The sequence below is a fragment of the Paraburkholderia ribeironis genome, assembly GCF_900019265.1.
GTDB classification, from domain to species: Bacteria; Pseudomonadota; Gammaproteobacteria; order Burkholderiales; family Burkholderiaceae; genus Paraburkholderia; species Paraburkholderia ribeironis.
Genome location: NZ_CYGX02000015.1, coordinates 27,129 through 52,257 on the forward strand (window position 1 = coordinate 27,129; position 25,129 = coordinate 52,257).

Annotated in this window: 21 protein-coding genes; 14 read left to right on the forward strand and 7 right to left on the reverse strand. The window is 61.0% G+C overall.

Features of this window, described 5'->3' with window-relative positions; translation table 11 throughout:
* Positions 1–183: 183 nt before the first annotated feature.
* On the forward strand, positions 184–1,071 hold the full coding sequence (locus BN2475_RS07825) for an SMP-30/gluconolactonase/LRE family protein (RefSeq protein WP_245841182.1): 888 nt from the start codon (positions 184–186) through the stop codon (positions 1,069–1,071).
* Between the two features lie 56 nt (positions 1,072–1,127).
* Here the strand turns inward: BN2475_RS07825 and BN2475_RS07830 are convergent, their stop codons facing one another.
* Complete coding sequence (locus tag BN2475_RS07830; protein ID WP_094778975.1) at positions 1,128–2,066, reverse strand: LysR family transcriptional regulator; 939 nt, start codon at positions 2,064–2,066, stop codon at positions 1,128–1,130.
* A gap of 115 nt (positions 2,067–2,181) precedes the next feature.
* Between BN2475_RS07830 and BN2475_RS07835 the strand changes: the two genes are divergently transcribed.
* Together BN2475_RS07835 and BN2475_RS07840 are read left to right on the forward strand one after the other, a co-directional pair.
* Positions 2,182–3,246: an LLM class flavin-dependent oxidoreductase gene (locus tag BN2475_RS07835; RefSeq protein WP_094778976.1), complete on the forward strand. Its 1,065-nt coding sequence runs from the start codon at positions 2,182–2,184 to the stop codon at positions 3,244–3,246.
* Positions 3,247–3,255: 9 nt separating this feature from the next.
* Positions 3,256–4,053, forward strand: coding sequence for a flavin reductase family protein (locus tag BN2475_RS07840; RefSeq protein WP_094778977.1), 798 nt, complete (start codon positions 3,256–3,258; stop codon positions 4,051–4,053).
* 245 nt (positions 4,054–4,298) lie between these two features.
* On the opposite strand, the gene BN2475_RS07845 is transcribed toward BN2475_RS07840, so the two are convergent.
* From BN2475_RS07845 to BN2475_RS07865, 5 genes are all read right to left on the reverse strand, one after another.
* Complete coding sequence (locus BN2475_RS07845) at positions 4,299–5,534, reverse strand: porin (protein WP_094778978.1); 1,236 nt, start codon at positions 5,532–5,534, stop codon at positions 4,299–4,301.
* Positions 5,535–5,674: 140 nt separating this feature from the next.
* Positions 5,675–6,889: a CaiB/BaiF CoA transferase family protein gene (locus tag BN2475_RS07850; RefSeq protein ID WP_094778979.1), complete on the reverse strand. Its 1,215-nt coding sequence runs from the start codon at positions 6,887–6,889 to the stop codon at positions 5,675–5,677.
* Between the two features lie 157 nt (positions 6,890–7,046).
* Positions 7,047–8,435, reverse strand: coding sequence for an MFS transporter (locus tag BN2475_RS07855; protein ID WP_094778980.1), 1,389 nt, complete (start codon positions 8,433–8,435; stop codon positions 7,047–7,049).
* 664 nt (positions 8,436–9,099) lie between these two features.
* Positions 9,100–10,203, reverse strand: a complete 1,104-nt coding sequence (locus BN2475_RS07860) for a mandelate racemase/muconate lactonizing enzyme family protein (protein WP_094778981.1) — start codon at positions 10,201–10,203, stop codon at positions 9,100–9,102.
* Positions 10,204–10,263: 60 nt separating this feature from the next.
* Entirely contained in the window at positions 10,264–11,283 is a 1,020-nt protein-coding gene (locus BN2475_RS07865; protein ID WP_094778982.1) for an Ldh family oxidoreductase, read from the reverse strand.
* 598 nt (positions 11,284–11,881) lie between these two features.
* Here BN2475_RS07865 and BN2475_RS07870 point away from each other — a divergent pair.
* From BN2475_RS07870 to BN2475_RS07905, 8 genes are all read left to right on the forward strand, one after another.
* A complete protein-coding gene (locus BN2475_RS07870) occupies positions 11,882–12,847 on the forward strand; it encodes a substrate-binding periplasmic protein (RefSeq protein WP_159444536.1) in 966 nt (321 codons plus the stop codon).
* 185 nt (positions 12,848–13,032) lie between these two features.
* Positions 13,033–13,797 (forward strand): amino acid ABC transporter permease, encoded by a 765-nt coding sequence (locus BN2475_RS07875; RefSeq protein WP_094778984.1) that lies wholly within the window; start codon positions 13,033–13,035, stop codon positions 13,795–13,797.
* Entirely contained in the window at positions 13,797–14,603 is an 807-nt protein-coding gene (locus BN2475_RS07880; RefSeq protein ID WP_094778985.1) for an amino acid ABC transporter ATP-binding protein, read from the forward strand. The genes BN2475_RS07875 and BN2475_RS07880 overlap by 1 nt, the downstream gene beginning before the upstream one ends.
* 75 nt (positions 14,604–14,678) lie before the next feature.
* Positions 14,679–15,785, forward strand: coding sequence for a mandelate racemase/muconate lactonizing enzyme family protein (locus BN2475_RS07885; RefSeq protein WP_094778986.1), 1,107 nt, complete (start codon positions 14,679–14,681; stop codon positions 15,783–15,785).
* A 495-nt stretch (positions 15,786–16,280) separates the two neighbouring features.
* Positions 16,281–17,225, forward strand: coding sequence for a dihydrodipicolinate synthase family protein (locus tag BN2475_RS07890; protein ID WP_094778987.1), 945 nt, complete (start codon positions 16,281–16,283; stop codon positions 17,223–17,225).
* A 175-nt stretch (positions 17,226–17,400) separates the two neighbouring features.
* A complete protein-coding gene (locus BN2475_RS07895; protein ID WP_094778988.1) occupies positions 17,401–18,984 on the forward strand; it encodes an aldehyde dehydrogenase (NADP(+)) in 1,584 nt (527 codons plus the stop codon).
* Between the two features lie 252 nt (positions 18,985–19,236).
* On the forward strand, positions 19,237–19,920 hold the full coding sequence (locus tag BN2475_RS07900; protein ID WP_094778989.1) for a GntR family transcriptional regulator: 684 nt from the start codon (positions 19,237–19,239) through the stop codon (positions 19,918–19,920).
* 442 nt (positions 19,921–20,362) lie between these two features.
* Positions 20,363–20,836 carry a hypothetical protein gene (locus BN2475_RS07905; protein ID WP_094778990.1) on the forward strand — a complete coding sequence of 158 codons (474 nt, stop codon included), beginning with the start codon at positions 20,363–20,365 and terminating at the stop codon, positions 20,834–20,836.
* 181 nt (positions 20,837–21,017) lie between these two features.
* On the opposite strand, the gene BN2475_RS36480 is transcribed toward BN2475_RS07905, so the two are convergent.
* Entirely contained in the window at positions 21,018–21,248 is a 231-nt protein-coding gene (locus tag BN2475_RS36480) for a LysR substrate-binding domain-containing protein (RefSeq protein ID WP_245841184.1), read from the reverse strand.
* A gap of 237 nt (positions 21,249–21,485) precedes the next feature.
* Here BN2475_RS36480 and BN2475_RS07915 point away from each other — a divergent pair, with 237 nt between their 5' ends.
* The 3 genes from BN2475_RS07915 to BN2475_RS07925 all read left to right on the forward strand — a co-directional run bounded on the left by BN2475_RS07915 (position 21,486) and on the right by BN2475_RS07925 (position 24,639).
* Positions 21,486–22,691, forward strand: a complete 1,206-nt coding sequence (locus BN2475_RS07915) for a paraquat-inducible protein A (protein WP_094778991.1) — start codon at positions 21,486–21,488, stop codon at positions 22,689–22,691.
* Positions 22,688–23,983, forward strand: coding sequence for an MlaD family protein (locus BN2475_RS07920; protein ID WP_094778992.1), 1,296 nt, complete (start codon positions 22,688–22,690; stop codon positions 23,981–23,983). Before BN2475_RS07915 ends, BN2475_RS07920 begins: the two co-directional genes overlap by 4 nt.
* 143 nt (positions 23,984–24,126) lie before the next feature.
* Positions 24,127–24,639 carry a PqiC family protein gene (locus BN2475_RS07925; RefSeq protein WP_425435484.1) on the forward strand — a complete coding sequence of 171 codons (513 nt, stop codon included), beginning with the start codon at positions 24,127–24,129 and terminating at the stop codon, positions 24,637–24,639.
* Positions 24,640–25,129: the final 490 nt, after the last annotated feature.

Sequence of the window (25,129 nt, forward strand, 5' to 3'; positions counted from 1 at the left end):
ATTCGCGCTATTCGCGGGAATCGAAGCCCTTTACGATGCTTGAAGCTGCACAACTGCGTGCCGGATTTCGTCGCGCGACTGCGCCTTGAAACGGGTTGGAAAGCCCAATGCTTTTGGGTGCCCGAAAGTTTCCTTTGAAATGGCGAACTCCGTTACTCCGCCCCGAATCGACTGATTAAATCCATGGCAATTGAAATTGAGCGCATAACGACAATTACCGCCGCACTTGGCGAGTGCCCGGTCTGGGACGCCGCCAATCAGCGGCTCTGGTTCGTGGACTGCAGAAGGGGACGGATTTATCGGGTCGATCCGCAAAGCGGTACAAGCGCGCATTGTGATGTGCCAGCGCCTGCGGGCTCGTTCGCGTTGAACGACGACGGCAGGCTGATCGTCGCACTAAAAGAAGAGATCGCCCTGGTCGATCCGGAAAGCGGCGCGCTGCGGCAGCTCGCGCGCATTGAAGCGAGCCATCCAAATCTGCGCCTGAACGACGGCGCAGCCATGCCCGACGGCAGCTTCGTGGCCGGCACGATGCACGTCTTTCGCGAGGCGGGAGAGGCGCCGCTGGGCGGGCTCTATCGGCTCGCCGTCGACGCAACGTTGACGAAACTGGATAGCGGAATCGGCGTGGCGAACGGCCCGGTCATGCATCCCGCGAACGGGCGCTTCTACGTGGCGGATAGCGCGGCAAAAACCGTCTGGTCCTACGCAGTCGAACGCGACGGCAGTTTCGCGGATCGCCAGGTGTTCGTGAATACCGCAGATCAGGAGTCGGCGCCCGACGGCTGCTGCTTCGATGCGCAAGGCGGGATGTGGACCGCGCTCGTGCACGCGGGTGCGATCGCGCGCTTCGATCCGCAAGGCCGCATGACCGATCGCATCGCACTGCCGGTCGCCCATCCTGCTTCGCTATGTTTCGGCGGGCCGGATCTCGGCGACATCTTTGTCACGTCGATTACCAACAGCGGCCGCTTGCGAGCGAGCGGCGCTCTGGACGGCGCGGTGTTGCGCGTGCGCGGCGCGCGCTATCGCGGCGCGCCGCGCTTCATGTGCCGGATTCGCGTCGCATAAGGTGCGGCACCGAGGCGCGGCGCCAAATCGGCGCATGACGCCAGCAACGATGTATCTCAGTGCGCCACCGCTTTTCCGTAAGCGGAAAACCTGAGTTCCTTGCCTGAAACGCGCGCCGCAATGAAGTCGAGAAAGACCCGGATCTTGGCGGGAATGATGGGCGTATCGACAATGGTCGCGTACATGCCGTCCTCGAACGACGTGTTGGTGACCTGGTATTGCGGCATCAGGCGCACGAGTCTGCCGCCAGCGATATCGTGATGCACGGTGTAATCGTCGAGCAGCGCGATGCCCTCGCCGAGGCGCGCGAGTTCGAGTAGCGCGATGCCGTTGTTGCTCACATGGCGCGGCTTGAACGCGACTTCGTCCACCGCTTCGCCTAGCTTGAGGCGCCAGATATAGTTGTCGCCCGGTCGCGTATACGCGAGGCATTCGTGGAGAGCAATCTCCTCGGGTGTTTCAGGCGGCTTGCGAGCGGCCACATATTCCGGCGAAGCCACCAGATAGCGTTCGCTCTTGAAGAGAATCCTGCGTTTGAGCCCCGCCTCCACGGGCGGCGCAATGCGAAAGTCGACGTCGATCTGCTGGCGCCGCAAGTCCGCCTTCGATTCGCCGAGCATCAGCTCGACGTGAATGTCCGGGTAGTGCTGGCGAAAATCGGCGATCAGAGGCGGCAACACGCCGAGGCCGAACATCATGCGCGAGTGAACGCGCAAGATACCCTTGGGCGCGGCACTGATGGCGGTAATACTGCTTTGTGCTTCGGCGATGCTCCACAGAATGCCCTCGAGATGTCGGGCGTATTCCAGACCGGTTTCGGTAAGCACGACCTGACGTGTTGAGCGCAGCAACAGCTTTACATTCAGCTCGCTTTCCAACTCCGTAATCATCCGCGACACCGACGTGGCCGAGACACCGAATTGACGCGCTGTTTCAGAAAAACTCTCCGTTCGTGAAATAGAGAGAAAAAGCTCCATCGCACGAAGCCGGTCCATGATTCCTCCAGTTTTTGCAGTACAGAACGCATGTTTTACGCTATTCATGATAATAACATGGTGAATCTAAAATCCTCTCAAGCCCATTGGGTTTTTATAAAGAGAGAGGAGCACTATGGAATTCGGCGTTTTTATTCTGGCCCAGCAGCGGGGCTATCATCAGACTTCTCAGCAAGTCATCGGCAATTCGATCGAGCAAACCGTTGCTGCGGAACAGGCCGGATTCGACACTGCCTGGTACGCGGAACATCACTTCAACAACTATTCGCTGTCGCCCTCGCCGCTCATGATGGTGGCGCACGCAGCAGGTAAGACGAAGCGCATTCGCCTCGGCACCGCTGTGTGCATCCTGCCCCTCTATCACCCGGCGCGCTTTCTCGCCGAGGTTGGTTTTGTCGACACCGTGTCGAATGGTCGTCTCGAACTGGGTGTCGGTTCGGGTTACCAGGAATTCGAGTTCGAGCGCTTTGGCGTGGACATCGCCGAATCGGGCGCGATCTATCACGAGTTCCTCGACATCATTCCCAAGGGCCTCACGCAGAAGATCTTCGAGCACGACGGCAAGTATTTGAAAATTCCGCCCAGCTCGATCGCCGTGCGCTGCGTTCAGCAACCCATGCCGCCTATCTGGATCACCTCGGGCAACCCCGCCACCCTCGGCCGCGGTGTGCGCGAAAATCACAACCTGTTCGTGACCTCGCTGCTCAACGGCTCCGACGCTATAGCGAACCTGCGCGGCCGCCTCGAAAAGATCGCGTCGGAAAACGGCAAGGATCTCGACCGCGACGTGAAATTCGGCTTTTTGCGCTGCGGCTATGCGTCGGATAACAAGGCCGAAATCGACGCGTATCTGGATTGCGCGCGCTTCCAGCGTCGCATTTCGGAAAGCCTCAAGTACCGGCGTGCGCATTCGGAAGACGGCTATATGGTGAAGGAGGAGCCGTCTGAAACCGACCTGAGCTTCGACCAGTTGCGCAAGAACTTGCCGGTGGGCTCGGTGAATGAAGTCATCGACAAGATGCTCGAGGAGATCAGCATCCTGCGTCCGAAGCACATCGCATTGCAGACGCAGCTCGGCGACTGCGATCAGAAGACCATGCTCAAGCAGATCGAGCTGTGGGGCGAGAAGATCATTCCGGCCATCCGCAAGGAAGTGGGCCAGCTGAGCACGACAATCTAGGAGACGGCCATGCGTCTGCACCTGACCGATGCGGGAGCGATCACACTGCTCGATCCTGCGAACTTCAAGAAGCTCGACGTGCTCGTCGATCCGCAGCCGCGCGAGCGGCTCGATCAGGCCATCGCGCGCATCGGCCGGCGCGATGGCGAAGAGCACATCCGGCTGGCACCGCCGGTGTTGCGCTTTCTCTCCGGCCATGCCGGCGATCCTGGCTGGGAAGCGGGCTTCGCCACCATGATCGACTACGCCACCCGTTTCGGCTGGGTGAACGACAGCGGAGAGATCCGCGCGCATATCACGCTCAACGACGGCGACGAAGTGGTCTCGCTCGCCGACTTCAAGGCCGCGATGCGCGCCCTGCCCGCGGGTATCAGCGCAATCACCACGGGCAGCGGAGATGCCGTTGCGGGCATGATCGTGTCGAGCCTCACGTCGATCTCGGCGGAGCCTCCGCTCGTGGGATTCTTCGTAAACCAGTCGTCGTCGATGCGTGCGCCGCTGATGGCGAGTGGCCGCTTCGTCGCCAACATTCTCGGCGAAGAGCACGGAGCGGTCATGTCGACGCTGCTCGGCGCGCCGCAGGGGCCGCAGCGTTTCACCGAGGGCTGCTGGAGCGATGGGCAGCACGGCCTGCCGGTGCTGATCGACGCGCTCGCGAGCCTCGAATGCGATATCGTCTGCACACAGCCGCTCGGCACGCACGATCTGGTAGTGGGCAAGATTCGCAAGACGGCGAATCGCGAGGCGAATCCAATGGTGAATTTCAACGCGTCCACGCACAAGCTCGTGCAGCTTACGCTGCATTGAGACCCGCACCACTTCGCCGTATCTCGCGCCGCTGATTTCAGCGGCATTTTCTTTTTGTGCGTCCGGCTGAGGCGCACTTTGACGGGTGCAAGTCCCACCGCGAGTTGATCACAGCGAGCGAAGCGCAGCTGCGTAAGCACGTCCCGCCAAAAAAATCTGGCCGCTATCCTGTGCGAACCGGATAGCGGCCATCAGAGTTTCACGCTGCGGGCAATGCGCTGAGCGCCGCCTGCAGCGATCGGGTTTTAGAAGCGTTGAATGATACCCACACGCCCCACGAACTGGCGGCTCGTGCTCGAAGGCGGCATGAGCTCGATATTCGCGACGGCCGGCTGACCCAGCGAATCGGTACCAGTTGCAGCCTGATAGACGCCGACGAAGTAGAGTTCAGTACGCTTCGAGAGGAAGTACTGCGCCGCGAAGATGCCCTGGTGATAGGTCGCCGAACCATTGCCCCCCGCGCCACCTCCATGCGTGTATGTGTACGCGCCGCCGATCAGGAGCGCGGGCGTAGCGAGGTACGAGATGGTCGCCGTCGCGGTGTTGAAGATCGCCGTGCCGCTGTAGTGGAATGGATTGGGACCCGCGCTCAGATCGCCGAGGCTATCGAACGCCGAGTGGCTGAACGAGGCCGCAAAGGTCGCCGGACCGAACTTGTAGCTTGCACCCGCCGAATAGATCTCAAAGGTATGCGCCGAAGCGTAGCCAGCGTAGATCGGATTCGATTGCGCCGTCGTCAGTGAACCGAGCGAACCGAGATTGTTCGTGGCCGGTCCGCCGGAGCTCGGGCTATTGCCGAACGACGAGAGATTCGGATCGCGTGCGTTGAAGTAGCCCACGCCGGCCGAGAAATCTCCGATCGCGTAGTTGGCCCCGAGCGCCCAGATCTGGCTGCCCGTGAAGTCGCCTGCCTTGCCGCCCAGTGAGTACAAGCCGCCGAACGTCAGGCCCCGATAGTTCTGACTGAGGTATTTGATCGCGTTGTTCACGCGACGCGTGTGGCCGAGCCCGTCCACATCGCCAGGCACCGAGCCCGAGATGCCCGCGATGATGGCCGGCGAATAGTTGACCACGAAATCGGACTGTGTGTCGTACTGTCGGCCGAACATGATCGTGCCAAGCTTGGTGCTGCTGAGGCCCACATACGCCTGGCGGCCAAACATCGCTCCGCCCTGCGCAATGGCGCCGTTCACGATGTTGTAGCCGTTTTCGATCGTGAAGATCGCCGACAGACCATTGCCCAGATCTTCCGATCCCTTCAAACCCCAACGGCTGCCGCCGTAGCCACGCGTCGCACCGTCGCTCATCGAGACGAGCGACTTGCCGTTGAGCGAACCATCGGCATTGCGGCCCGTCTGCGCGCTATTCACATAGTTGATGCCGAGGTCGATCAGGCCGTATAGCGTGACCGAACTCTGCGCATGGGCATTCGCTGCTGCGAGTGCGACAACCGGGCCAACCCAAAAATAACTCTTTTTCATAACGTCTCCAGAATACCAATCCTCTGATTTAAACTCGGTTCGTAGTCCGAATCTTTAATTTTTCTTGTGCGGGTTCAGACCTCCACGGTATTTTTCGAAAGGGGTTGTGCCGCTGCCGAGGGCGCGAACGGCGTTTCAGATCACACCACGCCTCGACTAGCCAGCTCGGCAATGCGTTCTGCGGAGAAGCCCAGCACGCTTTGCAACACGTCGCGTGTGCCCTCGCCCAGTTGCGGCGGCGCGCGCCGTACGGGCAGGCGCTCGCCGTCGAAGCGCCAGGGCGGTGCAAGTACGGGCGTGGTGCCCGACTCCGTGTGTGGGTGCGACTGCGTGGTCACAAGACCGGCATCGGTGGCCCGCGGCGAAAGCAGCGCTTCGCGCAGGCCCGCTACTTCGCCGCATGGAATCCCGGCTTGCGCGAGCTTCTGCAGCAGTATCGCGCGCTTCTCGCTACCGATCGCGCGGTGAATTTCCGGCAACAGCGCTGCGCGGTTCTGAGAGCGCAAGATGTTGGTTTTGAAGCGGCTGTCGTCGGCGAGATCGGGGCGCAGGAGCACTTCGCGGCAAAAGCGGTCGTACTGGCTGTTATTGCCGACCGCGACAACGAGCGGGCCGTCCGCCGCCTCAAACACCCCGTACGGCACGATGGACGGATGCTCGTTGCCGAAGCGCGGCGAATCGTCCCCAGCCACGAGCGCCTCGAGGCCGTAGTACGCCGTGATCATCAGCCCGCAGTCGAACAGCGCCATTTCGATGTGACGGCCGCCGCCCGTGCGCTGGCGCTCGAAGAGCGCCGCGAGAATCGCTTGCGCGGAGTACATGCCAGTGAAGAGATCGACGGCGGCGATGCCGAACTTGAGCGGCGGCCGATCGGCCTCGCCGTTCAGCGCCATCAGTCCCGCCTCGACCTGCACGAGCAGGTCATAACCAGGGCGCCCCGCTTCTGGGCCCGCGCGGTCATAGCCCGAGATCGAGCAATAGACAAGCTTGTGGTTCTCGCGCTTCAATTGTTCGTAGCCGAGATGGAGCTTCTCCGCGCCGCCGAATTTGAAGTTCTGGATCACGACGTCGGACGTCTTCGCAATCTCGCGCGCAATCTGCTGCCCTTCAGGCGTCTGCAAGTCGAGCGTGAGCGAGCGCTTGTTGCGGTTCACGCTGTTGAAATAAGCGGTCTCGGTACGGCCGATACGCAAGCCCCAGTCGCGCGTGTCATCGCCACGGCCCGGATGCTCGACCTTGATGACCTCGGCGCCCAGATCGCCAAGCACCATCGCGCACCACGGACCGGCAAGCACACGCGAAAGATCAAGCACGCGCACGCCGGCTAGTGGCAGCGCCTTGTTGTCTGCAACCATCAGACCGTTCCTTGTTCGTTTGGCATGGATGAAACGGGCCGCAACACCCGGCATGCCGTGTGCCGTCCTGCCGTCCATCCGTTGAGATGCGGTGCGCGGCGTCACACGCGAGATGCGTGCCGCGCTCCTCGTCAGCGCTGTGTGCGCAGCGCCGTGCTCAGTGCTGGGCAGCCGCAGGCGTGCCCGCCATGCGTTCGCCGCGGCCGAGATGCGGGGCGTGGCGGCCCAACACGAGTAGCGCGCCAGCGGCGATGAGCGAAGGCACGGCGAGCATGCCGAAAATGGCCGAGAACTCCCAGTTCAGGCTCAGCAGGAACGCCCCGCCGAAGGTGCCGGCAACGGCGCCCAGACGGCCGATCGCAAGCATCCAGGCGCCGCCGGTCACGCGGCTCGTGGTCGGATAGAACTGCGTGGCGAGCGTGGACATCGACGAAGCCGCGCCCGAAAGCGTGAGGCCCGTGGCGACGATGAGCAGGGTGAGCCCCGCGTCATGTGCGACGTTGCGGCCGATGATGAAGACCACGAGCGCGGTGAGCGCGTAGAACATGGCGATGACGCGTACCGGGCTGATGCGGTCCATCAGCCAGCCCGTCACGACAATGCCGACACTGGCGCCGAGATGGAAGTACGCGGCCGTAGTGGCGTATTGATGCAGCGAAAAGCCTGAACTCTTGAGCAGCGTGGGCATCCAGTTATTGATCAGATACAGCACCACAAGGCACATGAAGTACGCCACCCACAACATGACGGTGCCAACCGCGTAGTTGCGCGAAAACAGCTCGAACACCGGCGAACGCTTTGCCTTTTCCACGGGTGCATGCGCCTCGCTCACGAACACACAGCCGTCGAGGCGCGCAGAGGGCGAGAGACGCCGCAGAATGCGCGCGATCCGCTCGGCGGGCCGGCCGCTGGACACCATGAACTTGACCGACTCGGGCAGAAACGCCAGCAGCAAGCATGCGAGCACAAGCGGGGCGACACCGCCCACGAGCAGCAGGCTGCGCCAGCCGAATGCGGGAATGAGCCAGCCCGAAAGCACGCCGCCCACCGCGTTGCCTGCTGCGAAACCCATCAGCATCGCGTTGACGACCAAGCCGCGCATGCGTGCCGGCACGAACTCTGCCATCAACGTGGCCGTGTTGGGGATCGCTGCGCCAAGGCCCACGCCCGTGAGAAAGCGCATGACGGTGAGCATTTCCATCGACGAAGCAAATGCCGCTGCGCAACTCCACACACCGAAGCACGCGACGGCGCAGATCAGTACGATGCGGCGCCCGACGCGGTCGGCGATCGGGCTCACCAGCAGCGCGCCCACACCGATGCCGATCAGCGAGGCGCTCATTACGGGTCCGAGCGATTCACGCGCCACATGCCAGTCCTGCGCGAGCGTGGGCGCGATGAGGCCCATCGCGCCGGTGTCGAGACCGTCGAGTGCAATGGCGAGAAAGCACAGCACGAACAGGATGCAGTGGAAGAGCGAAAAGCGCTGAGCGTCGATGAATGCATGGACATCGATCGTGCGTGCCCTTTCGAATGCCTGGCTCATCGTGTGCCTCCCGTTACAGCCGCCCCATGGGACGCTTCGCGCAACTGGGAAAGACACTGATTGCCACTACCGATTCTCTTCATGCTGTCCTGTCTCCGATGGGTCTTCTAAGCGGGCATCGCTCTTTTTGCGCAGGCCTATGAGAGCTTTGGCCCTTTTGTTCCGCGTCTCGCTCGCGTTTTCCGGTTCTTCTATTCCGACGCGTTTTCCGCTGTTCTTTAAGGCGTATTCGCGCTGCGTGCTCATGCGTGAGTGCGGGTGCCTTGAACTGAACGAGCATGCGCTTTATGGCGCGCGGCGTGATTCTCTTGCGGTTCGATTATATGAATGGAGCAGCCCTCCGATTTCATCGAAATTCGTGGGTGTGTCCTGCACAAATTGACATACTCGCGAATGAGTGAATCGATGAAGACGGTGAATCTGGCGTTCACCAAAGAAAGAGAGGGAGAAGGTGGATCTCAACAACCTGATAGAACAGGGTCATCGAGCGTGTGGCGTGCATGACGCTGACAGACAAGGAAAGCGCGACGCTACATCGCGTCGCGGCCGCCTGCTTCGTAAAGTGAACGGCGGCGATCATTTGATAACTTAAAACGCGCCGCTTCGGGAGAAATGCCCGTCCTTGAAAGGCAAAATCCCTGAAGCAGCGCGTACGTCACCGATGTCACTGAACGCTAAACAACGGCGCGCCAAGTCTGCTTTCGTCGACCTCGATGCCGAGCCCAGGTGCCGACGGCGCAGACCCGAATCCGTCTTTTGACCGCGGTTGATGACCCGCGAGATGACCGTCGGTCCAGTCGTTGAAGAAGGGTGTCATCAGCAGTGACTCCGGTCGCGTCGTCGCCGCGACATGGCTGGTTGCCGCCGTAATGATGTCCCCGCCCCACATGTCCTCAACGGACACCGCAAGGTTCAAGTCCTGGAGCAGATCGCGGGCTTTAACCACATTCGTGAGGCCGCCGAGCTTGCCGAACTTCAGATTGACCGAAACGGCATTTGCCTCGTATTTCGCTCTGAAAACCTCGTCCTGACTCGTAATCGACTCATCAAGAACAAGCGGAACCGCCGAGCCTCTGCTCGCCAGAATGCAGTCGATCGTTGATCGGCATGGTTGCTCGACATACACAGGCAGGCCTGCCAGCCCCTGGAAAGCAATCTTTGCGGACGCTAGTGACCAACCACCATTCGAGTCAGCGACAATGACGGTCTGGCTATCCCCCGCTTCGACGCTCGCCCGTGTACGCGCGATGTCATCGAACGGATTGTTTCCGACCTTGAGCTGAAACCTGTTGATACCAGCTCCGCGTCGCTCGCGGATGAATTCGCCCATCGATTCAGGCGAACCAAGCGGCACCGCCTCGTAGATCGGAAACCGCTCATTGATCACGCCGCCAATCAACGCGGATATCGGCCGGTCAACCGACTTGCCAAGAAGGTCCCAGCAGGCGATGTCGAGCGCACTCTTGGCAAATTCCTGCCCCATCAGCGTTTCGTTCATTGTCCGGTTAACCTGCCCGACATTGGTCGGGTCTTTGCCGATCAATGCCGCTGCGAGCTCACGCAGGGCCGTCCGTATGCCTTCAGGGAATACGGGCAGATAGACCTTGCCAAGAGTCGTGATCTCCCCCCAACCCACCAGAGCTTCGTCCGTCCGGATACGCACGACGGTTCCATCTTCAGTGGCGGCCTTCCGGTCACCCGACATGATGTACGTACCGTGGGCATAACCGACTACGTACGAATAAACGTCCACTCCAACAATTTTCATCTGCACTCTCCGAATGTTCCACTGTCTTTTTAGTCTTTAGTCCGATTCCCGCGCGCTGGCCTACAGTGCACGGATCTCATCGAAAAGAACCCGGTCGATACGTACGCCCTCGCGGCTCGTTTTCGCTCTGGCTTCGAATCGACGCTGTGAAGGCAACCTGGCGCCCTGGTCGACGATCGCGTCAAAGAGATGCTCAGCGCGTTGAAGATTTGTTTTCGCGCCATCTGCACCAGCGAACCTGTCCGGGCCGAACGCTATCAACAATTCACCGTGGTATGGCGTGATAGCCGCGCCAGCATCAACCAGGACGGATTCGAAACTCATCAGGTCTCCGAGCAGCGGACCGGCGAGCAACTCGATCATCACCGAAAGCGCAGAGCCCTTATACGAACCAAAAGGGAGCATCGCCCCTTCGAAGGCACGACCAGGGTCGTCAGTAGGCAAACCCTCATTATCGATAGCCCAGCCGAACGGAATCTTTTCATCCTTGCGCCTGGCTAATTCGATGTCCCCCCGCGCGACCACGCTCGTCGCAAAGTCGAAAACAAACGGAAAGTCGCCCGGCCGGGGCCACGCGAATGCGAAGGGATTAGTGCCGAACAACGGTCTGCTTCCGCCGGCTGGGGCAACGCAAGAGTGGCTCGGCGTCATCGCCATGGCCGCAACTCCAAGCCCTGCCAACGCTTCAACTTCCTGCCACAGGGCAGAAAAATGGAAGCAGTTGTTAATCGCCAGAGCCGCGATACCCACGTCCCTGGCTTTGCGGACCAGATGCTCAGTTCCGACATCGAAAGCTACCTGCGAAAAACCCGCACGTGCATCGACACGAGTTAGCGCGGGGCTAACGTCGACCACTACAGGTTCTGCATTGCCGTCGACCTTGCCTGAACGCAGTCCCTTTACACAGACAAGAAGACGATACATGCCGTGCGAGTGGCACTCGTCACGCTGCCCGGCCACGACCGACCTGGCGACAGCCGCCGCGTGCCGCGCATTCATGCCATTTTTCAGCAGAACGGCATGCGATAGCTCATAGGCCTCGTCGAGCGAGAGCAGCACGGATGATGAGGAATTCGTCATGAGTTTGCAGATAGTCCCAGTTCAAAACGGAAAGGATGATGCGACTGCGCCATGCATCCCCGCCCAGGGGCGCCCGGGCGGTAATCACGGCACTGTTGTGCACTGCCGTGTATTTGGCGACGCCGACGATCACGGGAAGTTGAACACTGGAGACGTCGCCGTTTTGCTCCTACCTAAGCCGTGCCTTCCCGGTACGCAAGAGCGCCCTTTCGCCACCGATTCCGCACACAACCAACCCTGGAACGAGAACGGCAAAGCACGCCTGAACATCCACCACGCTTCCCATCGCCATCACTCTCCGACAAGCAGATTTTATACAATATTCACACACAGTCAAGCTGATCCGTATTCTTGAATTAGGGTGCAGACCACCATCAATACGGCGTACGCCTTGAATAAGAGGGTATACGCCCATAGGGTGCATTCTTCGTTGACTTTTCATTTTTTATACAATCTACTGTATTTAACCAACGCACCAAGCGATCCCGCTCAGCCGGATGTCACCGCGCTGACCGGATCACGCCCCTGCGGACTGCGCGCTGACTGCGGTGGTTGTATGCGTCGCGATTTTGTACTTGAAACCCCAAGGAGAGCTGTTATGACCACGCACAATCCTGCAGTCACTTACAAGCAGGCAACCCAGTCGGTGTTCGCAAAGATCGTCGCCGGCGTCACCCTATGTCTGGCGTCCTTTGGCGTGGCCAGCACCGCAAGCGCTGCCGATATCGATCCCGGCACCCCTCTGCGTGTCGTCATTACCGATTTGCCGCCTTATGTTCATAAGGATGCCAACGGACACCTCGAAGGCATCGACGGCAAGCTCTTCGATCAGGCAGCGCAGCAACTCGGCTTCAAGTACACCGTCACCGTAACGAACTGGGATGGCATGCTGGCGGCCGTGCAGTCGGGACGAGCCGATCTGGCTGTGTCTGATGTAGCCTGGACCGATGCCCGGGCAAAAACCGGCTTGTTTAGTGATCCTGCCTACTACCTGCCACAACTGATCGCCGTGCGCGATGGCGTCAACATCCGTAGCGTCAGCGATTTGCCGGGGCACAGTGTTGGCGTCATCAATGGGCAGTCGTATGTGGATGCCGTCAACAATGTGCCGGGCGCGAAGCTGCGGCTATATCCCGATACCGTGGCTCTTCTGTCCGACATTGCGGCAGGCCGACTCGACGTCGCCTTCATGGACCCGCTGGTCATGGTCTATCAGAAGAAAGTCCGCCCCGATCTGCATTTCAATGTCGTGCCCCTGCCTGCCCCTTCAATGGCCGACGTCGCCGCGCATCCCAAGTGGGCCGTATTCGGTCCTCAAATGATCGGTTGGTACGTTCGCCCAGGAGCGCAGCAACTCGTTGACAAACTGAATGGCCAGATCCGTAAGGCGTGGGCGGAAGGTACCAACGCCGAGAAGATCAAAGCGGTCGGCGTCACCGATGTAACCCCGTTTCTCAGCCCCGGAGCGGAATGGCTGAAGACTTACGAGAAGCAACGCCGCGGAGTTGATCGAGCCGCAGACTGGACTCCTCCGAGTAGCGGCGCCGCGGTCGCAAAGAAATAGGAAACCGATACGTCTGGGTGAAGGGGCATTCGCATCCCGTTGCCAGGCTGCCAGGCTGCCAGGCTGCCACGCAAATGTGACGCTGCCCCTTGAACCCAAGGTTTTGCTTTTGATTTACCCGCGCCTGTGCCTGTCGATGCCAGGATAGCAGGGCAAGGTTTCAGCATCTTTGAAGGGATATACAAATGGACAAGTTAGGTGGATTTTTTAAGGTCCCATGGGACACTTACTGGACTGACCTTATCCAAGGCATTGGCATCACCCTCGAATACACCATTGCTGGGTTTATCGGTGCGATCGTGCTCGGCGTCATCCTCGCGCTGCTGCGCGGCAAGGACGAATCACTCGTCGCCAAGGCGACCCGGATGTTTGTTGAAGTGTGGAAAAACGTCCCGCTGATAACCGAGATCTTCATCATCTATTTCGGACTGTCGTCGGTGGGCATCAATCTCAGTGCGTTCGCCGCTGGCTCATTGGCCCTGATTGGTCACTACGGGGCGTACCTGTCCGAAATCTTCCGCGCGGGGATGAAATCAGTCGACAAGGGGCAACACGAGGCAGGACTCGCGCTGGGGATGACCACCTTCGGTATCTTCCGGAAAATTCTGGCGCCGCAGGCCATTCTGGTCGCACTGCCCGGTACCGGGACGATGCTTGTTGATCTTTTGAAGAGCACATCTCTCATGGTCACGATCGGTGGCGCGGACCTGATGACGCAGGGCCAGATAGTCACTTCGGCGACTTTCCGGGCTCTCGAAGTCTACATCGTGATCGGTGCGATCTATTTTGCGCTGTGCTTCCCTCTTTCGTCGTGCCTTCTGTATATCGAGCGGCGTCTTGCCAACGGTCATCCGTTCTCGCTTCGCCGTCTCGGACTACTTCGATGCGCAAGAGCCGCCCTGAGTTCGCGCGCAGGTGCAATTCAAGTGGCGAGCGAGGAGAATGTGTGATGGAGAACGTTGCCGTGGAACAATTAACGCCAGCAGTCAGGCAGACCGAATCGATCATCAAGGCCGACGGGGTGTCGTTGTCCTTTGGAGACGTCAAGGCTCTCGAGGACGTCAGCATCAATGTTGGGCAGAGCGAAGTCGTAACGATAGTCGGCCCGAGCGGAGCGGGCAAAAGCACGTTTCTGCGTTGCCTGAATCTTCTGACCACGCCTGATCGCGGTCACATTGCTATTGAGGGCAAGCTGATCTTCAACGATGCCCTCATGCTGAACAAGCGGGACTTGCGAGACGTACGACGGAAACTCGGCATGGTCTTCCAGCGCTTCCATCTGTTCCCCCATTTGACCGCGCTTGAAAATGTCACGCTTGCGATGCTCGACGCAGGCATCGCCACTCGTGATGAAGCTGTCGAGACTGCCACTGGCCTTCTGGAACGGGTTGGCCTCCTGAAACGCGCGCTCGCGCCGGCACCCCGTTTGTCGGGGGGCGAACAGCAGCGGGTGGCCATTGCGCGCGCACTCGCGATGAGGCCCCGAGCCCTCCTGTTTGACGAACCCACATCGGCGCTTGACCCCGAGGCAAGTCGTGAAGTCCTCTCAGTGATGAAGGAACTGGCCCAACAGGGAACCACGATGGTGGTCGTTACGCATGAAATGAAGTTTGCCCTGAACGTTAGCGACAGAATCCTCTTCATGGAAGCTGGCAAGGCGATCGAGACGGGCACGTCCCAGGATATGTTCTATCGTGCGAAGTCGCCAAGAGCACGGGCGTTTTTCGCGCAGGCGTTAGATCATATGGATACCTGAGCGATTCGGATTTCGTCAGTGCGACGGACCGTGATCTCTCTGACAACGTTGCATCCATTCAAACAGGAAAGCCGAATGAAAATCGCCCAAATCGATATTTTCAATTTCGAGCTGACATACGTCCACGGCACCTACATGATGTCGGGCGGTCGGGACATCACCTCTCTGCAGTCAACCCTCGTCCGCGTAACAGCAGATTCCGGTCACCAGGGCTGGGGTGAAGTCTGCCCTCTCGGCTCTGCCTACCTGCCACAGCACGCAGGCGGCGCCAGGGCGGCACTCGAGCTTCTCGCGCCCGCCCTGATCGGACTCGACCCGACTAACCTCTGCGCTGTGTACGACACGATGGACGCTGTCCTGATGGGGCACTCGTATGCGAAGAGTCCTATCGATGTCGCGTGCTGGGACCTGACAGGTAAAGCGTGGGGTGCAAGCGTCGCCGAAATGCTCGGTGGCGTTCGGCAGCAACGTTTCCCGCTTTACTTTGCCGTCCCCCTCGGCTCGCCCGAAGAAATGGTCGCGTATGTATTGGCCCGACGCGAGGAAGGCATCCACCGTTTTCAATTGAAGATTGGTGGTGACCCGACGCTGGACGGCATCCGGGCAAAACACATCATTGATGCAACCGGTCCGGAGGACTTGATCGTCGGCGACGCAAACTGTGGATGGCGAGTCAATGACGCGATCATTGCAGCGAGAGCAATGGAGCATCTGCCGCGATTCTATTTTGAGCAGCCGTGCCCAACCATGGAGGAGTGCATCGAAGTACGGAAGCACACCACTCTTCCAATGGTGTACGACGAAGTCGTCAACGATCCGGCTACGCTCATCCGGGCCGTACGTGAAGGTGGCGCCGGAGCCTTTAACCTGAAGGTCTCAAAGGTTGGCGGTCTGACCAAAGCCAAGCTGATGCGCGACCTTGGACAGGAGCTCGGACTGCAGATGACCATCGAGGACACCTGGGGCGGCGATGTGGTCTCTGCTGCCTCGGCTCATCTTGCTGCATCGACGAAGGAGCGCGCATTGCTTAGCGTGTCGTTCATGAATGACTGGACTAATGAGCACGTTGCGGGCTACCAGCCTCGCAGCGTAAATGGCTTCGGCGCCGCACCCTCCGCACCTGGCCTGGGTATTGAAATTGACGTCCAGGCGCTGGGCAAGCCCCTCTATTCTTTCGGGTAAAGCGCATCGCCACCATAAAGGATGCGGTGACCCGGTCCGCCGCATCCTGCTCGTCATGCCCCGCTCCCATGCCGGTTGTTCGTGGTCGTCGTAACCGGGCGCAAGAGGTGCTCGCGATGCTCGCTTGAACCTCCAATCAGAAGGATTAGCAGCCGAACCCGGCAGCCTGCGCTAGCCGGGTCGTTCGCCGAATTGTATAAAATAGTCCCAGTGTTTGATTCCCCCGCTGCTTTCCTGCGGCGATTCTCCGATCTCGCTTGATACCCATCAGAGTGGAATGAGATGCCAAGTCTGGACTCAATCGAGGTACCAGGGCTAATGCGTAGATTTGACAGATTGTATAAAATATCCTGATGAGTTAGTATTCATTCATGGCATTGCGTGAGGCAGTTCTTTTGCTTCCCGTCAACGCTCTCTCTGCCGCCGGATCGAGTTGTCTTCCGTCTCGCGCCGCAGTTACTTCGAAGCTTTCACCTACCGTTTGAAGGAAACACCATGAGCGACAACATCTTTACCGGCACCATTCCCGCCCTCATGACGCCGTGCAAGGCCGACCGTACCCCCGACTACGACGCGCTCGTGGCCAAGGGCCGTGAACTCGTTGAGCTTGGGATGAGCGCTGTCGTTTACTGTGGCTCGATGGGTGACTGGCCCCTCCTGACCGAAGCTCAGCGCCAGGAAGGTGTTGCGCGCCTGGTTGCGGCGGGCGTTCCGACCATCGTCGGTACCGGCGCTGTCAACTCGAAAGAGGCTGTTTCTCACGCTGCGCATGCCGCCAGGGTCGGAGCTCAGGGCCTGATGGTGATCCCGCGTGTGCTGTCGCGCGGATCTTCGCCCGCTGCACAGAAGGCGCACTTCTCGGCGATTCTCGAAGCCGCGCCCGCCCTGCCGGCGGTCATCTACAACAGCCCCTACTATGGCTTTGCCACTCGCGCGGACCTGTTCTTCGAACTGCGTGCCAAGTACCCGAACCTGATCGGCTTCAAGGAGTTTGGCGGCGCCGCGGATATGCGCTATGCAGCCGAGCACATCACATCCCGGGACGAGCACGTCACGCTGATGGCTGGCGTCGATACTCATGTGTTCCATGGCTTTGTGAATTGCGGTGCGACCGGCGCCATCACGGGAATCGGCAACGCGCTGCCGCGTGAAGTGCTGCACCTGGTCGACCTGTGCAACAAGGCGCGCACGGGCGATGTGAGCGCGCGTCGTCAGGCAAAGGAACTGGAGTCCGCACTCGCCGTGCTCTCCTCGTTCGACGAAGGCGCGGACCTCGTGCTCTACTACAAGTATCTGATGGTGCTGAACGGCGACAAGGAGTACACCCTCCACTTCAACGAAACGGACGCACTCAGCGACTCCCAGCGTTGCTACGCCGAGGAGCAATACAAGTTGTTCCGTACCTGGTACGCGAGCTGGACCAAGGAAAATAACGCGTAAGGCTGGCTCATCTTTGTCAAAGCGGCCAGCGCTCAGGCTGGCCGTTGCGCGACTCAACGAAGCGCAGCCGCGTTTCTCAGTTCTCCTTACGTATACCCGCGCGTTCCGCCGACGCGTTCGGCACCAGTCGGCGTACGACCGGCCGGTACAAACCATTTAACGCAAGGACGGTACCATGCAACTTACAGGCAACCTGCTTATTGGCCAGCAATCGGTCGCGGGCTCAAACGGCACGATCCACGCGGTCAACGCATCGACGGGCGCGGCCATCGAACCGGCGTTCGGCGGGGCCACCCTCGCCGATCTCGACAGCGCGTGTGCGCTTGCGTGGGCTGCGTTCGACTCCTATCGCGAAACCTCACCCGAAGTGCGCGCGAAGTTTCTTGAAACGATCGCGCAGAACATTCTCGATATTGGCGACGACCTGGTCGAGCGCTGCATGGTCGAAAGCGGCCTGCCGCGAGGACGGCTTGAGGGCGAGCGCGGCCGTACCGTAGGTCAGCTGCGTATGTTCGCGGATGTCGTGCGCAACGGTGATTACATTGGCGCACGCATCGATCCAGCGCAGCCCGAGCGCAAACCGCTGCCGCGCGTCGATCTGCGTTTGCGTCACATCGGCGTGGGTCCGGTCGCCGTTTTCGGAGCAAGCAACTTCCCGCTGGCGTTTTCCGTCGCGGGCGGCGATACCGCTTCGGCGCTCGCGGCCGGCTGCCCGGTGATAGTCAAGGCGCACTCGGCTCATCCGGGCACGTCGGAGCTGGTCGGCCGCGCGGTGCAGAAGGCCGTGAAAGATTGCGGCCTGCCCGAAGGCACTTTCTCGCTCCTGTTCGACAGCGGCCGCGACATCGGCCAGGGGCTCGTCAAGGATCATCGCATCAAGGCGGCTGGTTTCACCGGCTCGCGCGGCGGCGGTACGGCGCTGATGAAACTTGCCGCAGGCCGCCCCGAACCGATTCCCGTCTACGCGGAAATGAGCAGCATTAACCCGGTTCTGCTGTTTCCAGGCGCGCTCGGGAACCGCACCGAAGGCATCGCGAAGGCCTTCGTACAGTCGCTCGTGCTGGGCGCGGGCCAGTTCTGCACGAACCCGGGCCTCGTGCTCGCCGTCGATAGTCCGGACCTCGACAGGTTCATTGAAGCGGCGTCGTCTGCGCTCAAGGAAACCGCCGCGCAGACGATGCTGACGCCGGGCATTCACAAAGCGTATGAAGCCGCGGTCGAGAAAGCCGGATCGCACGCGGATGTGAAGACGGCCGCACGCGGCGCCGAGGCCAGGGACGATCACCAGGCACAGTCCGCGCTATTCGCGACGACCGCCGAAGCGTTCCGCAACAACCAGCAGCTGCAGGAAGAGATTTTCGGCGCGTCGGCGCTTGTCGTGCGCTGCCCGGATCTCGCCTCCATGCTCGAGCTGATCGAATCGATGGAAGGCCAGTTGACGGCAGCCCTGCACATCGACGATTCCGATCACGCTGAAGCCAGGCGCTTCCTGCCCGCGCTGGAGCGTCGCGCCGGGCGCATCCTGGTGAACGGCTTCGGCACGGGCATCGAAGTCGGCCACGCGATGGTGCACGGTGGCCCGTTCCCGTCGACGGCAGACGGCCGCTCGACGTCGGTCGGCAGCCTCGCGATTGAACGCTTCCTGCGTCCGGTGAGTTATCAGGATCTGCCTGATGCGCTTCTGCCGGATGCCTTAAAGGCCGGAAACCCGCTCGGCCTGAACCGTCGCATCAACGGAAAGGTGCAACTGGCTGAATGAGTCCATCCAGTCACAGGACGCTGCCTTGGGCTCCCGGCGGGACATGGCGCGCGTATCGATCCGATGCGTGCGCGGTGACCGCGCCGCAGCTTGCTGCAGATACGGCGTCCGGCGCCGACGACAGACCGCGTTTTCTGAAGGTCGAGCGTGCGCCCTGGTCGGCGGTTCCTGGCGTTTCACCGCACGCGTCTCAATTGAAGGGGTGATATAATTTATACAACTCTCTTCGAGATAGAAGGACGCATATCCGCCATGAACTCCACTGTCACCAGCTCGCGGCTACAGGCCACGACCGTCGCGGAACAGGCTGCCGACGCGCTACGGCGCAAGATCATCTCGGGCGAGTTACCGGAGGGCTACCAGCTTAGACAGGATGCGCTCGCCGCCGAGTTCGGCGTCAGTCGCATCCCGGTGCGCGAAGCGCTCGTTCAACTCGAAGGAGAAGGACTGGTTCGGATCGTCCCTCACAAGGGTGCTGTCGTATCTGAGTTGTCCATCGCCGAAATCAGCGAACTGTTCATGCTGCGCGGGTTGCTTGAACCCATGCTCCTGAAGAAGTCGGCCCCAAAGCTTACGCCAGCGGATTTCGCGGAACTCGACGCGATCCTCGCTGAATACAAGGAAGAGCTGCACGCCCAGCACCCCGCGCGATGGGGAGAACTGAACACGCGACTGCACGATTTGCTGATGTCGAGAGCAGAACAGCCGCGCACCCTGTCAATTGTCACCAGTCTGTTGCAACAGACTGATCGATACACCCGTCTGCAACTGTCTCTGAGTGCGGAGAGTTGTCGGCGTGCAGAGGAAGAACACGGAGAGCTGGTCCGGCTGTGCAAGACGGGAGACGTTCGCGCTGCTGCCGCCCTTCTGAAGCGCCACATCGACCACGCTTGCGAAGAACTCGAACAGTTCATCCTGTCGCGAAGGCGCTTATAAGGCGGCTGCCGCGACCGCGAATGCAGCGAATACCGTGCGAGGCCTCACTCTTTGCCCTGCGCCTCGCGCGATACCCGCCGTTGCTCGCGACGTTCCTCAATGATCTTGTCATAGTCAACATCGCCGTTCTGGCTGTTGATATGGTGTGTCCACGCCTTTTCGCACTCCTGATCCAGTAGACAACCCGCAGACTTCGTGCCGGCCGATCCCGGCTGAACACGTCCTCTGGTCGCGGCACGCTGCACGCGTGGCGGGCCGAAATCCGCTAATCTGTCGTGAGGCCTGCACGCACGGCAGCGAACCCGCTGCCCGCGCACGTGGCCGCTACCGGGAGCGCGATGCGTTTCCGGTCTCTTGCACTTGCAAGCGTTCTTCAGTCCGACGGAGCGCACGCGTACATTGCTCGAGCCCGAAGTCGGCACTACTGTAAGGAGTGACCACGATGGCAATCCAAAGCAATGCTCCCCGGCTCGCATCGACCATGCTGGCCGCGGCGTTCGCGCTCGTTCTGGCAGGCGGCGCAGTGGCGCAGACGGCTGCTCCCATGACCCCCAGCGAGATCCACAGGACCGGCATGCCGCCGACGGAGCAGCAGGGCGACGTATCGTTCGTGTCCGGCGGGGTCGGCCGCGACGAGTCGACTGCGCTGCGGCAGGCGCGAAGCCAGTGGCCGCTGTCGCTGCTGTTCACGGGTCCTGGATCGGCGTATGTCGCCGACGTCCAGGTGCAGATCGCCAACGCCAGCGGCACGACCGTGCTCGATACTACATCGCACGGGCCGCACATGCTCGTGCGACTGGCGCCGGGGCGCTATACGGTTAACGCCACCTACAGCGGCGTTTCGAGGAAGCAGACTGTGAACGTGCGCGGCAATGGCAGCGCGCGCGCGACGTTCTCGTTTCCCGTCAGCCACTGAGCGCGGCTTGCGCGGCGCCGCGCCGCAGTTGGCGCGCGCCACGCATACGCGCGCAACGCAAATTCCACACCCGAACGCAACTCACGTGGCAATCGGCATAGCGCGAATTGCCATTCCTCCATACTGCCGGACTTATTTTCCAGGTCGCATTTATCGCTGAACAACGAACCCGCACATTGGGTTAGAGTTCGGCCGAATTCTTGTGCTTGCCCATTCTTTCCTTCAACCATGACACCGCTTCGTCGACCATCGGATGATGGCGATGTGTGTTCCAGACCAGCGCCGCCGTGACGATCATCACTTTTTCCTTCAACGGCCGGACGACGACATTCTCCGGTGCCAGCTTGCGCATTGCCGAAGGCACCAGCGCCACACCCTGGCCGCAACCGACATAGGCGATCTGCGAGGTCACCGAACGCACTTCGTGCGTGACGCGCGGCCCCCAATACCACGCTGCGCAAGTCCGTGACGGCCACCCAGCGCTCCGGGAACGCGCAATGCTAGTCGAGAATGAGCCACTTGTGCGAGACAGCATGCCTGCGTGCGTCCACATGTCGAGCGGCGCCACAGGAGTCGAGCTAATGATCAGCGCAAACCTGTTCGCAACGCGCAGCACCCCTGAAAATGGACAGCCAGCGGAGAACACCGCATGACCATCGGTTGCCCGGAATGCGGCGCGCTCGAGGACATCCCCCCGCTCACCGCGCGTAGCTACGCGCGCTGCCGAACCTGCCACTATCCGCTCGAGCGACGCAGCGGCCGAAGTCTGAGCGCGGCGCTAGCCTGCACGACGGCAACCTTCGTGCTGCTGTTTCCAGCCAATCTGGCGCCGCTCATGTCGGTCCACATGCTGGGCGCCGAGCGGTCGTCATTCCTCTCGTCAGGCATCGTGGCAATCTGGAACGACGGCTGGGTCATTCTTGCACTGTTGCTCGGCATGTTCGGTATCGTCCTGCCATTCGTCCGCTTCGGGGGCCTCCTCGTCGTCCTCGGCGCGGTTCGGCTCGGCTGCCGTGCCAGGGGAATCGGCGCCCTGTTCCGCTGGATGACCTGGCTCGATATCTGGACAATGCCCGATGTGTATCTCGTCGGCTGCTTCGTCGGTTACGCACGCGTGACGCAGAATCTGACCGGCACGATTGGTCCGGGCGGCTATTGTTTCATCGCCGCGGCGCTGCTGTCGATGCTCACGCGCGCATCGCTGGATCGAAGAACCGTCTGGCGCGCGATCGCCGCTGAAAAAGAACTGCCGAAAGGCGAAGCCTCGCTGTCCTGTCAGGTGTGCGATATGGTCGAGCCGATTTCGCATGAGGGGCTTGCCTGCCCTCGCTGCGGACTCACGCTGCGCGCACGCAAAACGGACGCCGTCGTGCGCGCGGCTGCGCTGTCGCTCGGGGCGCTCATTCTGACGATACCGGCGAACTTCTATGCGATGACCATTTCAACGCAACTCGGCCGGGACCAGTCTCATCGAATCATTGACGGCGTCTACCAGCTGTTTCACCTGGGCCTCTGGCAACTCGGCATTCTCATCATCTGCACGAGCATCGTTATTCCGGTTGCAAAGATTCTCGGCATGGCGTGGTTCATCGCCTCCGTCTGGGGTCGTTCACGCAAACATCTGCGGATCAAGGCACATCTCTATCGCTGGATCGACGAACTGGGTCGATGGTCGTACGTCGACGTCTTTACCATCGCTGCCTTCGTGCCGCTGATCCACTTCGACGGCATGGCCTCGGCCAAACCCGCAATCGGCGCGACGGCGTTCGCGCTCGTCATCTTTCTGACGATGGCCGCTTCGCGCGCATTCGATCCACGGCTGATGTGGGACGTCCACATGCGGAGAAAGCCATGAGCGGCACGCGTTCCCGACGCTCGCAAGCCGAGGTGCGACGCAGCGCGTGGCCAGGCTGGATCTGGGCGGTGCCGATCGCTGCATTCGGCGTGGCGGGATGGCTTGGCATCCGCGCGTTGCTTCATCAGGGCGAGACGGTTACGGTTACATTCGACAACGCTTACGGAATGAAGCCCGGCGATACGCACGTCACCCTGCGCGGCGTGAAGGTGGGCTCTGTCTCGGACATTGCGCTCGCGCCCGATGGGCAGCATGTGCAAGCGAAGCTCGATATAGATCGCGCCGAGAAAAAATATCTGCGCAGTAGTACGAAGTTCTTCCTGCGTGGCGCACAAATGGACCTCAGCGATCCATCATCGATCAAAGGGCTACTGTCCGGCCCCGAGATAGTCATGGAGCCAGGGCCCGGCGAGCCCGCGTCCCGCTTCGACGGAGTCGATCGCCGGCCTGCGCTCACGCCTGGGCACGGCCCGATTGTCACCTATCTCCTGCGATTCGAAGGCGCCGTTGGCGAACTCAAGAATGGCGCCGATGTGCAATTGCGCGGCTTCGACGTGGGCACCGTCACCAGCGTGCGCCTGAACTACGATGCCGGCACGGGCGCGCTAAGCACGCCTGTGCAGATTGCGCTCGACCCGTCGCAGCTCGGCATCGTTGGCGTTGCGCCGCCGGCAAACGGCAACTGGCGCCCGCTCGTCGATAGCATGCTCGAGCACCTCGTTGCCGAAGGGTTGCGTGCACGCCTGTCGCAGGACCCGCCGTTGGTGGGGCCTCGCAAGATCAACCTCGACTTCGTGAAAGGCGCGCCGGGTACGACGCTCGCCACCGCAAACGGCATACCCGTGATTCCAAGTGTCGCTTCCGCGGATCTCGACACAACCATGTCCAAAGCCAACGAAGTGATCGCGAAGATCGACGACCTTCCGATCAAGGAAACGGGAGAACAAGTCCGCAGTATCGCGGCGCATGTCAACGCGCTCAGTTCTTCGCCACAGATCCGGGACGGCCTGACGCATATCGACCAGGCCGTTGCGCAGATCGATCGTACGTTGCAGCAGGTATCGCCGCAGATCGGCCCGCTCGTCGCGCAACTACGCGAGACGGCGAACGCGGCCGATCGCACCGTCGCCGCGGCCAATCGTACGCTTGGCGCCGATGCGTCGAGCCAGAACGATCTGCCTGCTGCGCTGCGCGAGCTGACCGACACGGCGCGTTCGGTTCGGGCGCTGGCCGACTATCTCGATCGTCATCCCGAGGCGCTCGTTCGTGGCAGGCAGAAGGAGACTCAATGATGCGCAGCCTCGGACTCCCCGCCCGACGCACCGCCGCGTCACCCTTGGCGGCATGCTTCGCGGCATGCTTCGCGGCAAGCGTAAGGACGGCGGCGCTTTTCGTATTCGCCGCCGGGACGACCATCGCGGGATGCGGACATAGCATGCCAACACGCTATGTCACGTTGAACGCGACACCCGCTGACGCGCCATTTGCAACGGCTCCGATCAAACCCGTTCAACTGACCGCCGTACATATTCCGACCGTGCTAGATCGGCCTGAAGTGGTCACGCTAGCGTCACAGAACCGTCTAACCATCGACGATAGCGATCGGTGGGGCGCTCCGCTCGCACAGATAATGCGCAGCACGCTTGCCCAGGATTTGATGACGCGATTGCCGGCAGGCTCGTTTGTTTTTCCAGATGCGCCCTCCCCACCCGACACACGGACGCTGGTCGTCACCGTGCTGGACAGCGAAGCCGACGCCAGCGGAACGCTGACCATGCAAGTGGGCTGGACGCTGTTGTCGGGACAACCAGGCCATGCGACGCTGCGGCAACAGATGACGCTCAGATCCGCACTCGCGGGACACGACGCAGCGGCGCAAGCCGCTGCGCTAAGCCGCATTCTCGGCGAGCTGGCCGACCGCATTGCCGCGTCGATCGTTGCGCACTGACGACGATCCAGGTGGCGAGGAGGTAGTGCGCCGCCACGCGCCAGAATCGTGCGCTGGAGACCGACGAACTGAAACGCGTGCTGTTTGCGATTTCGTTGCGGCGCTTTCGCAATACCATCAGCCAGATGCCGTGACGGTGCGCGTACCCGTCGGGGCTTTTATCCGAAGGATGCCGCCTGCGCCATCACCAGCCATCACCGGCAGCCTATTGCGCACCCCAGCAAGCCGAACACGCTGACAATACCAACGCCCGCACCGAGCCCGAACGTTTCGAGCGACGTAGCGCAGCCCTGCAACCCGCAGGCGCATGCCAGCGTGGCGGCCAGTAGCAGACCCCGGACCCGGTTGCGGACGAGCGGCCTATGTCGACTGCGATGCATCATGTCTCCCCCTTCCGAGGCGGTTGTACTGAGCGGTTGTACTGAGCGGTTGTACTGAGCGGTTGTACTGAGCGAGTGCCCCGAGCCCGGGCGAATTCGCCGCAGCGAGT